At 70.9% G+C, this 11,104-nt stretch carries 10 protein-coding genes and 1 other RNA gene; 2 read left to right on the top strand and 9 right to left on the bottom strand.

Annotated elements, in window-relative coordinates; genetic code table 11:
- Positions 1–80: 80 nt before the first annotated feature.
- Together DWB77_RS23470 and DWB77_RS23465 are read right to left on the bottom strand one after the other, a co-directional pair.
- Positions 81–707 (bottom strand): hypothetical protein, encoded by a 627-nt coding sequence (locus tag DWB77_RS23470; RefSeq protein ID WP_162952597.1) that lies wholly within the window; start codon positions 705–707, stop codon positions 81–83.
- A gap of 503 nt (positions 708–1,210) precedes the next feature.
- Positions 1,211–2,221 carry a LysR family transcriptional regulator gene (locus DWB77_RS23465; protein ID WP_120723124.1) on the bottom strand — a complete coding sequence of 337 codons (1,011 nt, stop codon included), beginning with the start codon at positions 2,219–2,221 and terminating at the stop codon, positions 1,211–1,213.
- A gap of 102 nt (positions 2,222–2,323) precedes the next feature.
- Here DWB77_RS23465 and DWB77_RS23460 point away from each other — a divergent pair, with 102 nt between their 5' ends.
- Complete coding sequence (locus tag DWB77_RS23460; protein WP_120723123.1) at positions 2,324–3,562, top strand: MFS transporter; 1,239 nt, start codon at positions 2,324–2,326, stop codon at positions 3,560–3,562.
- 256 nt (positions 3,563–3,818) lie between these two features.
- On the opposite strand, the gene ssrA is transcribed toward DWB77_RS23460, so the two are convergent.
- From ssrA to ftsE, 5 genes are all read right to left on the bottom strand, one after another.
- Positions 3,819–4,188: a transfer-messenger RNA gene (ssrA, locus tag DWB77_RS23455) on the bottom strand.
- A 79-nt stretch (positions 4,189–4,267) separates the two neighbouring features.
- The gene (gene smpB, locus DWB77_RS23450; protein WP_120723122.1) at positions 4,268–4,795 is read right to left on the bottom strand and encodes an SsrA-binding protein SmpB; all 528 of its coding nucleotides are present in this window, start codon (positions 4,793–4,795) and stop codon (positions 4,268–4,270) included.
- A gap of 34 nt (positions 4,796–4,829) precedes the next feature.
- A complete protein-coding gene (locus DWB77_RS23445) occupies positions 4,830–6,029 on the bottom strand; it encodes a S41 family peptidase (protein WP_120723121.1) in 1,200 nt (399 codons plus the stop codon).
- A gap of 103 nt (positions 6,030–6,132) precedes the next feature.
- Positions 6,133–7,050 carry a permease-like cell division protein FtsX gene (gene ftsX / locus DWB77_RS23440; RefSeq protein ID WP_120723120.1) on the bottom strand — a complete coding sequence of 306 codons (918 nt, stop codon included), beginning with the start codon at positions 7,048–7,050 and terminating at the stop codon, positions 6,133–6,135.
- Positions 7,051–7,096: 46 nt separating this feature from the next.
- Positions 7,097–7,786, bottom strand: a complete 690-nt coding sequence (gene ftsE, locus DWB77_RS23435) for a cell division ATP-binding protein FtsE (protein ID WP_114036589.1) — start codon at positions 7,784–7,786, stop codon at positions 7,097–7,099.
- Between the two features lie 265 nt (positions 7,787–8,051).
- Here ftsE and DWB77_RS23430 point away from each other — a divergent pair, with 265 nt between their 5' ends.
- On the top strand, positions 8,052–8,243 hold the full coding sequence (locus DWB77_RS23430; RefSeq protein ID WP_120723119.1) for a hypothetical protein: 192 nt from the start codon (positions 8,052–8,054) through the stop codon (positions 8,241–8,243).
- Between the two features lie 119 nt (positions 8,244–8,362).
- Here the strand turns inward: DWB77_RS23430 and DWB77_RS23425 are convergent, their stop codons facing one another.
- Together DWB77_RS23425 and prfB are read right to left on the bottom strand one after the other, a co-directional pair.
- Positions 8,363–9,289: a hypothetical protein gene (locus tag DWB77_RS23425; protein ID WP_120723118.1), complete on the bottom strand. Its 927-nt coding sequence runs from the start codon at positions 9,287–9,289 to the stop codon at positions 8,363–8,365.
- A gap of 699 nt (positions 9,290–9,988) precedes the next feature.
- Positions 9,989–11,095, bottom strand: coding sequence for a peptide chain release factor 2 (prfB, locus tag DWB77_RS23420; RefSeq protein WP_120723117.1), 1,107 nt, complete (start codon positions 11,093–11,095; stop codon positions 9,989–9,991).
- Positions 11,096–11,104 lie beyond the last annotated feature (9 nt).

The raw sequence follows: 11,104 nt of genomic DNA, 5'->3' as shown, positions 1-11,104 counted from the left end.
GTTGGTGCTCAGGGTGCTCGGGGTGCTGGGGGGCGCTGTCCGGGCCCCTGCGGGCGGGCCGGGTGGAGCGGGCGGTCGCGCTAGGCGCCGGTCTTGGCGGCGGTGGGGGTGACCGCGCGCGTGACCGGCTTCTTCGAGGCGCTCGGGCGCGGGGAGACCTTGGTGTTCACGGGGCTGTGCCCGGTGACGGGGGTGGCGCCGTGCGAGGCCTTGGAGGGCTTGACCGTCTTGGACGCGGGCGCCTTGGACACGCCGTGGGACGGGACCACGAGCTTCTTCGGGGACTGCTTCGGCTGCGGGACCTGCGAGGCGGTCGCCCGCGGCGGGGCCGTCACGGCGTCGTCCTTGGTGGCGTCGGGCAGGGTCAGGCCGGGGGCCCGGGAGTTGCCGCCGAGCAGGGAGCCGACGAGCGCCACGGCGAAGCCGGTGGCGGCCAGTCCGCAGAGCCAGCCGAGCCGGCGCAGCTTCTTGCCGCGCCGTCCGCTGACGTCGACGAACACGGGCTTGTCGTGGCCCTGCTGGGTCGGTATGGCGGGCAGCGGGTTGAAGACCGGGATCTCCTGCGTGGCGGACCACAGCACGGGCTCGGGGGCGGCGGTCCGCGCGGGCGCGGGCGTCCGCTCGGGCGCGGGTGCGGCTGCCCGTGCGGGTGCGGCCTTGGACGCGGGGGCGGCTGCCCGCTCGGGTGCGGCCTTGGACGCGGGCATGGGTGCGGGGACGGCTGTGCCTTCGGGCGCGCGGGAGGGCGCGGTTGCTGGTGCGGTTGCGGGTGCGGGTGCCCGTGAGGCCCCGGCTGCCCGTGCGGCCTCGGACGCGGGGGCGGATGCGGGTGCGGCTGCCCGTGCGGGTGCGGCCTCGGGCGCGGGGGCGGGCTCTGCTGTGGGTGCGGGCGCGGCTGCGGGCGATGGTGCCGGTGCGGGCTCCGGACGGGGCCGGGGCACGTTCAACTCCTGCGCGCGGAAGCTCAGTTGCATCGTCACGTCGGGCGAGGTCCGGCGATCCGCCGACTGACCGGAACGGGACTGTCCGTCCGGTCCGCTGGTTATCCGACTGTCCATGTTCGTACGCACTCCCTGAATGTGTTTCGCGGGTTGCGCGCACGACTCCCGGGCACCACCTCCGGAACGGGGAAAACCCACCCGTTCGGAGTGCCCCCCTATCCCGCCGCACCCGGGCGATGAATGTAGCGCACGAGGCTGTGGACATGTGTTCACGTATCGCGTGAGCTTCGCCTTATGCGGCCCACACGCGGGGCATTGACCACCATCAGGGACATGTCGGGCTCGGGAAGCCAGCTTCCAGCGGGCCTTTCCAGCCACCCGTGCGCCGCCGCCTGTTCACGCGCGACCCGTCGCAGGACATCGAGCCCGGGATGCGTGAGCCCGTCGCGCCAGACCAGGGACACCGGCGCCAGCGGTACGGGCCCGGTCAGCGGGCGCACCACCATGCCGGGGACGTCCATGAACTCGGTGCTGGCCAGCACCGACCAGCCCCGTTTGCGCACCACCCGGACGAACTCCTCCTCGCCCGCGATCTCCGGGAACGGCGCGGCCGCCTCGATGCCGCGTCCCGCGAAGAGCCGCTCGGCCAGGTCGGTCCACTCGGCCGTGGCCCGGTTGCCCGCCGCAACGTACAGCGTCTCGCCGGCCAGCGCGTCCAGCGGCACCTCGGCCAGGCCCGCGAGCCGGTGCCCGGCGTCGAGCAGCACCGCCATCCGCTCGTAGCGCACCGGCTGATGGGCGAGCCCCGCGAGGACCGCCGGGTCGAGCCCGGCGACCCGGCCGAAGGAGACGTCGAGCCGGCCCGCCAGGATGTCGGCGGCGGCCCCCGTCAGGCCGCTGATGAACCGGGCCACGAACTCGACCCCGGGTGCCTGGGCGCGGGCCTCGGCGAGCACCCGCGCTCCCGTGCCGACGGGCGCCGAGACGTCGACGAGCAGCGGCCGCTCGGCGCCCCGGGCCGCCCATGCGTCCCGGAACTCGTCGTGCGCGGCCAGCACCCGCCGGGCGTACGGCAGCAGTCGCGTCCCGTCCGCCGTGAGCGTCACGGCCCGGGTGGTGCGCACGAAGAGTTCGGCCCCCAACTCCCGCTCCAGGCGCCGAATGTCACGGCTCAGGGCCTGCTGCGCGACGAAGAGGCGGGCCGCGGCGCGAGTGAAGTGGAGCTCCTCGGCGACGGCGGCGAAGGCCCGCAGCAGGCGCGGGTCGGTGTCGTGGGGCACGGGCGGCAGTCAACACCACCGCCGACGCTCACAACAAGAGTGCGTGAATGGGCGCTGATCAGGTGTTGGACCCCTCGCGACGGGCCCCACGAGGATCGGTGCATGCCGCACCCGACCCCGCTAGCCCGCCCCCGGAACCCCTACCTTCGCCTCTTCGCCACCCCGGGCGCCCGCGCCTTCACCCTGGGCAACCTCGTCGCCCGGCTCCCCATGGGGATGTTCGGCGTCAGCGCCGTGATCATGATCGCGGGGGCGCGCGGCTCCTACGCCCTGGCCGGGGCCGTCACCGCCACCGGGCTGGCCGCGACCGCACTGGTCGCGCCGTGGACCGCCCGGCTCGTCGACCGGTACGGCCAAGCCCGAACAGCCGTACCGACCACGGCGATCGCGGTCTGCGGATCGCTCGCCCTGCTCCTGTGCGTCCGCCTCGACGCCCCCGACTGGACCCTGTTCGCCGCCTACGCCGCGACCGCCACCACCCCCAACACCGGCGGCATGTCCCGCGCCCGCTGGGCCCATCTGCACGGAGGCCCCTCCGCGGCGGACGCGGCGGCCCTGCACACCGCCAACTCCTTCGAGCAGGCGGCGGACGAGCTGTGCTTCATGCTCGGCCCGGTCGCCGCCGCGTTCCTCTGCTCGGCCCTGTTCCCCGAGGCCGGCACCCTCGTCGGCGCGGTGCTTCTGATGACGGGCGTCCTGATCTTCGCCGCCCAGCACGCCACCGAGCCGCCCGCCACACCCCGGGCACCGGCCGCCAAGTCCCCTGTCCGGGCACGGGGGTTCGCCCCGCTGCTCGCGGTCTTCCTCGCCACCGGGGCGGTCTTCGGCTCGCTGGAGGTGGTGACCATCGCCTACGCCGACGCGCTCGGGCACCGCGCGGCGGCGGGCGCGGTGCTGGCCCTCCAGGCCGCCGGGTCCTGTGTCGCCGGACTCCTGTACGGGTCGGCGCGCCCGGCCCGCGACACGGCCCGGCGACTCGTCGGCTGCCTCGCGGCGATGACCGCGCTGATGTGGCTGCCGCTGCTCGCGGCACGGGCCATCGGCTCGCTGTTCGCGCTCGGGGGCGCGCTGCTCCTCGCGGGCGCGGCGACCGCGCCCACCATGGTCACCGGCATGACGCTGGTCCAGCGCCGCACCCCCCAGGGGCAGTTGAACGAGGGCATGACCCTGGCCGTCACCGCGATCCTCGGCGGCATCGCGGCCGGTTCGGCGCTCGGCGGCCAGGTCATCGAGCATGCGGGCCCGGAGACGGGCTACGTGGTCCCGCTCTGCGCGGCGGCCACCGCCCTGCTGCTGGGGGCCGCCGGTCGCGGACGGTACGGCGCACCAGCCCGCCGATAATCGGCGCCCCCTTCCGCTTGAGCATGACCTCGCCATGCTGCCCGGCCGGGACCTCGCCATGCTGACCGGCCGGCGGGTCGCCTGACCCCCGGCCCCCCACCGGCATCCCGGCATCCCGGCCTACGACATTCGGGCATCCGGGCGTCCGGGCCTACGACGTCCGGACATCCGGGCATGACAAAGGCCCGGCCACTCGAAAGCGACCGGGCCCGTGCCCACATGGGGCGAGGAATCCCGGAAATCCGGGTTTCCTCGACGGTGGAGATGGCGGGAATCGAACCCGCGTCCAACGGTGCAAAAACAGGGCTTCTCCGTGTGCAGTTCGCTGCGATTTTCTCGGCCCCGGCAATCACGCGAACAAGTCGCCGACGGGCCCAGCCACTGTTTGATTTCCTCCCAAACCCCGTGACCGGGCTTGGAAGTTTAGTTCCCTAGCTGATGCCAGGATCCGGGTCGGGAACAGCCCCGGGCTGACACTTCACGCGTCGCTACTTAGGCAGCGAGGGCGAAGGAATCGCGCTTGGTGTTGGCGATTATTGTTTGCGACATATGGTTTACGAGATCATTGCCGCTTCCTCGACACGCTTCCCCTGCTTCGACATCCGCTGTCGAAACCGATCATCCCCATGTTGTTTTTTCAAGGTGGTGCCACACCTTCGCGAGGTGCAGTGCCATCGTACGTGACCAACGCCCGAGGGTGCCAGCCTATTCCGGTCGGGCCTGGCGCAGGCTCGCCCGCTCCTTGCGCTTGACCGCCGAGATGGCACGGTCCGTCTCGCGGCGGTCCTGCTTCTCGCGCAGCGTCTGGCGCTTGTCGTACTCCTTCTTGCCCTTGGCGAGCGCGATCTCGATCTTGGCCCGGCCGTCCTTGAAGTACAGGGCGAGCGGCACGATCGTGTGACCCGACTCGCTGGACTTCGACTCCAGCTTGTTGATCTCCATCCGGTGCAGCAGCAGCTTTCGCTTGCGCCGGGCGCTGTGGTTGGTCCAGGTGCCCTGCGCGTACTCCGGTACGTGCACGTTGTGCAGCCAGGCCTCGCCACCGTCGATCTGGACGAACCCGTCGACCAGCGAGGCGCGGCCCTGGCGCAGCGACTTCACCTCGGTGCCGGTGAGCACCAGACCGCACTCGTAGGTGTCGATGATGAGGTAGTCGTGCCGTGCCTTCTTGTTCTGCGCGACCAGCTTGCGCTTGCTGTCCTTCTCTTTGTCCTTGCCCGTGTTCTTAGCCATAGTGCGGCCATTTTCGCACCTCGGCGCAAGCGGTTTACGACGTGCCGCCCAGTCCGCTCAGGACGGTCCTGGCGTGCTCCAGGGGGTGCTCGGTGACCGGCAGGTCGGGGGTGATGCCCTTGCCGTCGAGCCCGTGGCCCGAGGGGGTGCGGTAGTGGCCCACGGTCAGCTCGGCGACCGAGCCGCCGACCAGGCCGGTGGGCATCTGGACCGAGCCCTTGCCGAAGGTGCGCGAGCCCACGGTGACCGCGCGGCCCCGGTCCTGGAGCGCGCCGGTCAGGAGCTCGGCGGCGCTCATGGTGCCGCCGTCGATCACCACCACCAGGGGCCGCGCGGCGTCCCCGCCGCCGCTCGCGTACAGCGCGCGCTGCTTGCCGTGCACGTCGTACGTGGCGACCAGGCCGCCGGGCAGGAAGGCGGAGGCCGCGGTGACGGCCTCGGCGACCAGGCCGCCGCTGTTGCCCCGCAGGTCGAGCAGGATCCCGGCGCCCGCCGGGGCCCGGCGCACCGCGGCGCGCACCCGCTCGCCCGAGCCCTTGGTGAAGGCCGTCACCCGGATCATCACGACCGTGTCGGAGAGGTTCTCGACGGCCACGTCCTCGGTGCCGAGGACCGCCCGGTCCAGCGTGCGGGTCCAGGTGAGCGGGCCCCGCCCGAGGCCGATGGCGACCTTGCTGCCGGCCGCGTCGCCGCGCAGCCGCGCGACCACGTCGGTGACCGGCTTCCCGTCGGCGGACCAGCCGTCGATGGTGCGCAGCACGTCGCCGGCGCGCACTCCGGCCCGGGCGGCGGGACCGCCGGGCTGCACCCGGGTCACCTGGATGTGGCCGCCGGCCGCGCGGGCCACCCACAGGCCGACACCGGTGTAGCGGCCCTCCAGGGCGTCCGCGTACTGCTCGTACTCCGCCTTGTCGTACACCGCTCCCCAGCGGTCCCCGCTGCGGCCGACGACCTCCTCGGCGGCCCGGGTGGCGGACTCTCCGTCGGCCTGGGCCTCGGCGGCCGCGCGCCGCACCTCGTCGGCGGTGCGGTCGCCGCCGCGGGTGGTGTGGCCCTCGCGCGGGTCGAGGGCGGCGGCCGCCGCCGGTCCTGCCGCCGGCGTGGCGGGGTGCGGCTCGGCGCGCGGCAGACAGTTGGTGGCGGCCGCGGTCACCAGGACGCTCGCGAACACCAATGTCAGAGCCGCCCCGCGGCGCAGCCCGCGGGGCCTGGGACAGAGGTCCGGACCCGACATGGCGCCGAGTCTAGGACAACGAGAAGGCGCCGTAGGGGCTGTTGCTCCTACGGCGCCCGGGGCGCATGTCACACGCGGGGTGGGGAGTTCGGGGTGGCGCGGGTCAGACCTTGAGGTACTTGCGCAGCGCGAAGAAGGCCGCGAGCGCGGGCATCAGGACGCTGGCCGCGAGCACCAGCGGCAGCTTGGCGAGGACCGCGTCCCAGCCGATGAAGTTGATGAGGTTCAACTTGTGCGCCAGGTCGAGCCCGTGGTCGATCATGAAGTAGCGGCCGACGATGAGCATGCCCGCGGCGGCCACACCGCCGAGGAGCCCGGCGAACGCGGCCTCCATGATGAACGGCGCCTGGATGTAGAAGCTGGAGGCACCCACCAGGCGCATGATCCCGGTCTCGCGCCGTCTGCTGAAGGCGGAGACGCGCACGGTGTTGACGATCAGCATCAGCGCCACGATCAGCATCACGAACATGACCAGCATGGCCGCCACGTTCATGCCGTTGAGCAGCCCGAACAGGTTCTCCAGGATGCCCTTCTGGTCCTGCACGGACTGGACGCCGTCGCGGCCCGCGAAGGCGGTCGCCACCACGCTGAACTTCTCCGGGTCCTTGAGCTTGACCCGGAAGGACTCCTGCATCTGGTCCGGCGTGATCGAACCGGCCATCGGGGAGCCGCCGAACTGCTCCTTGTAGTGCTTGAACGCGTCGTCGGCCGACTCGTACGACACGGTCTGGACGACGTCCAGCTTCTTGAGGTCGGCCTCGATGTCCTTCTTCTGCTGCGCCGTCACCGCGCCCTTGGCGCACTTGGCGACGCTCTCGGCGTCCGCCTTGTTGCAGAGGAAGATGGAGACGTTGACCTTGTCGTACCAGTACCCCTTCATGTTGTTGACCTGGTCCCGCATCAGCAGCGAACCGCCGAACAGGGCCAGCGAAAGGGCGACGGAGACGACGACGGCGATCGTCATCGTCAGGTTGCGACGGAGACCGACCCCGATCTCCGAGAGAACGAACTGGGCGCGCATGGCGACGATTTCAGCCTTTCAGTGCTCGACGAGTGCTCTACGGCGCTCAGTGCTGGTAGCCGTAGACGCCGCGCGCCTGGTCTCGTACGAGACGGCCGGACTCCAGCTCGATGACGCGCTTGCGCATCTGGTCGACGATGTTCTGGTCGTGGGTCGCCATGACGACGGTGGTGCCGGTCCGGTTGATCCGGTCGAGCAGCTTCATGATGCCGACGGAGGTCTGCGGGTCGAGGTTGCCGGTCGGCTCGTCCGCGATGAGCAGCATGGGCCGGTTGACGAAGGCGCGGGCGATGGCCACGCGCTGCTGTTCACCACCGGAGAGCTCACCGGGCCTGCGGTCCTCCTTGCCGCCGAGCCCGACGAGGTCGAGCACCTGCGGCACCGCCTTGCGGATCTCGCCGCGCGGCTTGCCGATGACCTCCTGGGCGAACGCGACGTTCTCCGCGACGGTCTTGTTGGGCAGCAGCCTGAAGTCCTGGAAGACCGTGCCCAGTTGGCGCCGCATGTGCGGCACCTTCCAGTTGGAGAGCCGGGCCAGGTCCTTGCCGAGTACGTGCACCTGCCCATGGCTGGCGCGCTCTTCACGCAGGATCAGTCGCAGAAAGGTCGACTTGCCGGATCCGGACGAGCCGACGAGGAAGACGAACTCCCCCTTCTCGATGTCGAGGGAGACTTCCCGCAGGGCTGGTCGGTTCTGCTTGGGATAGGTCTTGGAGACATTGTCGAAACGGATCACGGGTGCACCACGGGTCGGCCGGGAGTATAGGTGTGCGTGACCTTACGCGAACCGGAGGAGCCCGCGCAGGCCACGTCCGGGGATGCCCCTTATGTCCCTTGGGTTGCGCGGGTGGGACCGGGATGAATCAGGCGGGGCGCGCCGAAACGCGCGGGAGCTGGCACAGTGGTAGGGGGAACGGTTGCGTTTCCCTGAGCGTTGAGCGGAGAGATAGCGGTTTGAACGCTGTATGCGCCGGCTCCGCCGCGCGGGAGGAGGAGAGCGCATGACCTATGACAGATTGGTGTGCGCCAACTGCGCGGCGCCCGTGAGCGAGGGCCGCTGTCGCGTCTGCCGGGCGAATCGGGAACGCCTCCAGCAGGAGAACCAGTGGGGGGCTCTGAGCCCCGCGGCGCTGGTCACCCTGCTGATCGTGCTGGTGGGAGCGCTGGCTCTGCTGGCCCACCAGACCGCCTGAGCGACGGTCCGTACACCCGGGTACGCCGGGTGCGCCGTACGCCGTATACGAAGAGGGCCCCGGGTGCGTGATCGCACCCGGGGCCCTCTTGCGTGTGGCTTGCGTGTGGCCGCTATCGCTTACGCGACGTTACGACCGTTGACCAGACGCGGCATGAGGCGGAAGCCCACGCCGCCCGCGATCATGGTCGCGGCGCCGATCAGCAGGAAGGTGGTCCCGCCCGCACCGGTGGCGGCGAGCTCCTCCTTCTGCTGCCCCTGCTCGACCGGCTGCGAGCCGACCGCGTCGGGGGCGGTGCCGGTGTTGCCGGTGGTGCCGGTCGACCCCGTGGTGCCGGTGGAGCCCGTGGAACCGGTGCTGCCGGTGGTGCCCGTCGAGCCGGTGGTGCCGGAGGTGCCCGTGGAACCCGAGGACGTGGTGGAACCGGTGGTGCCGGAGGACGTGGTCGAGCCCGTCGTACCGGCCGAGGTGGTCGAACCGGTCGTGCCGGAGGACGTGGTCGAGCCCGTCGTACCGGCCGAGGTGGTGGAACCGGTCGTGCCGGCGGACGTGGTCGAACCGGTGGTACCGGCCGACGTCGTCGAACCGGTCGTACCGGCCGAGGTGGTGGAACCGGTCGTGCCGGCCGACGTGGTGGAACCGGTGGTACCGGCCGACGTCGTCGAACCGGTCGTACCGGCCGAGGTGGTGGAACCAGTGGTACCGGCCGAGGTGGTCGAACCAGTGGTACCGGAGGACGTGGTCGAGCCCGTCGTACCGTCGGTGGTGGAACCGGTGGTGCCGGCCGAGGTGGTCGAACCAGTGGTACCGGCCGACGTCGTCGAACCGGTCGTACCGTCGGTGGTCGAGCCGGTCGTCTGCCCGCCCGTGGTGTCGCACAGCGGCGCACCCGGGACGCAGGGGTCGTCGAGGACCGTGTTGGTCTTGTTCTCATTGGCGTCGAAGCCGGTGGCCTGGGCCGCACCCGCGGCGGTCAGGGACGCGCCGGCGGCAATCACCGCACCGGCGGCTATCCGCGCGACGCGGACCCGCGTGTTCTTGCTCATTAGCCTGCTACCCCCAGTAGCTGATCTCGTCATGGAGCAGCGCCCGGGGCGGCAACACGGGGAGACGTCGAAACCCCTCCCCTGTCACACGCGCCCCGTACATACGCATGCCGCGCGTTAGCTTTGCCAGTTTCAGAGACGGCGTCAAGGTCGTTGCGTACGCAATGTCCGATATCGGGGTAGTTGCCGGGCGTACGGGAATACGACTGTGACAGAAGACCCGAACTGGCGCGCTCCCGGGGGAAGTTCCGATGTCGACAAAGCGGCGAGTCGCTCAATCTGCGGCTTGCGCGAGCGAATTGGGGGGCCCGGGGGGGCGGGATGCCTCGCGGTTCGGCCGCGGACCGGCGGGGCTGGTCGCGCAGTTCCCCGCGCCCCTAGCTGCTCGATGCTGGCCAGCACCTCAGCCCGTCCGGCGATTGAGGACGAGCGCCCTTTAGGCGCGAACGGGGTCTGGGGCGGAGCCCCAGGGGTCTTTGGCTGCGGACCGTGCCCGCTTCTCGCGCAGTTCCCCGCGCCCCCAACTACGCGGTGCGGGGGCACCTTCAGCCCGTCCGGCGATTGAGGACGAGCGGCCTTCAGGCGCGAACGGGGTCTGGGGCGGAGCCCCAGGGCCTTTGGCTGCGGACCGTGCGTGGCTGGGCGCGCAGTTCCCCGCGCCCCTTAACTGCTCGGTGCGGGGCCGGGTGAAAAGGGGGGCTACTTTTCCTGTTGCTTGCGCCAGCGGATGCCGGCCTCCAGAAACCCGTCGATCTCCCCGTCGAGCACCGCCTGAGGATTACCCACCTCGAACTCGGTACGCAGATCCTTGACCATCTGGTACGGGTGCAGGACGTACGAACGCATCTGGTTGCCCCAGGAGTTGCCGCCGTCCCCCTTGAGGGAGTCCATCAGCGCCTGCTCCTCCTGGCGGCGACGCTCGAGGAGCTTGGCCTGGAGGACGTTCATGGCGCTCGCCTTGTTCTGGATCTGGGAGCGCTCGTTCTGGCAGGACACCACGATGTTGGTCGGGATGTGCGTGATGCGGACCGCGGAGTCCGTGGTGTTGACACCCTGACCACCGGGACCCGACGCGCGGTACACGTCGATGCGCAGCTCGGACTCGTCGATCTCGACGTGGTCGGACTGCTCGACGACCGGCAGTACCTCGACACCGGCGAAGGACGTCTGGCGGCGCCCCTGGTTGTCGAAGGGGGAGATGCGGACCAGGCGGTGCGTGCCCTGCTCCACGGAGAGCGTGCCGTAGGCGTAGGGCGCGTTGACCACGAAGGTGGTCGACTTGATGCCGGCCTCTTCCGCGTACGAGGTCTCGTACACCTCGGTCTTGTAGCCGTGCCGCTCGGCCCAGCGCAGATACATGCGCTGGAGGCGCTCGGCGAAGTCGGAGGCGTCGACGCCACCGGCCTCGGCGCGGATGTTGACCAGCGCCTCACGGGAGTCGTACTCGCCGGACAGGAGGGTACGGACCTCCATCTCGTCCAGCGCCTTGCGCACGGACTCCAGCTCGGTCTCCGCCTCGGCGCGGGTGTCCGCGTCGTCCATCTCCTCGGCGAGCTCGAAGAGCACCGCGACGTCGTCGATGCGGGAGCGCAGCGCCTCGGTCTTGCGGAGCTCGGCCTGGAGGTGCGAAAGCTTGCTGGTGATCTTCTGCGCCGCCTCCGGATCGTCCCACAGGGACGGGGCGGCCGCCTGCTCCTCGAGCACGGCGATGTCCGCCCGCATCGTGTCGAGGTCCAGGACGGCCTCGATCGACCCCATGGTCGAGGAAAGGGACTTCAGCTCTTCGGATACATCGACGACTGCCACGGGTCCAGC

Origin of the sequence: Streptomyces hundungensis, from assembly GCF_003627815.1 — a bacterium.
GTDB lineage: Bacteria > Actinomycetota > Actinomycetes > Streptomycetales > Streptomycetaceae > Streptomyces > Streptomyces hundungensis_A.
The sequence above is the reverse complement of the archived record's forward strand: the minus strand, read 5'-3'. Positions and strand labels throughout refer to the sequence as shown.

Excerpts from the sequence above, each read along its gene's own strand:
- DWB77_RS23425 (WP_120723118.1), bottom strand. The coding sequence starts at position 9,289 with ATGAGCAAGAACACGCGGGTCCGCGTCGCGCGGATAGCCGCCGGTGCG.
- DWB77_RS23445 (WP_120723121.1), bottom strand. The coding sequence starts at position 6,029 with ATGTCGGGTCCGGACCTCTGTCCCAGGCCCCGCGGGCTGCGCCGCGGG.
- DWB77_RS23430 (WP_120723119.1), top strand. The coding sequence starts at position 8,052 with ATGACCTATGACAGATTGGTGTGCGCCAACTGCGCGGCGCCCGTGAGC.
- smpB (WP_120723122.1), bottom strand. The coding sequence starts at position 4,795 with ATGGCTAAGAACACGGGCAAGGACAAAGAGAAGGACAGCAAGCGCAAG.
- DWB77_RS23470 (WP_162952597.1), bottom strand. The coding sequence starts at position 707 with ATGCCCGCGTCCAAGGCCGCACCCGAGCGGGCAGCCGCCCCCGCGTCC.
- DWB77_RS23460 (WP_120723123.1), top strand. The coding sequence starts at position 2,324 with ATGCCGCACCCGACCCCGCTAGCCCGCCCCCGGAACCCCTACCTTCGC.
- ftsX (WP_120723120.1), bottom strand. The coding sequence starts at position 7,050 with ATGCGCGCCCAGTTCGTTCTCTCGGAGATCGGGGTCGGTCTCCGTCGC.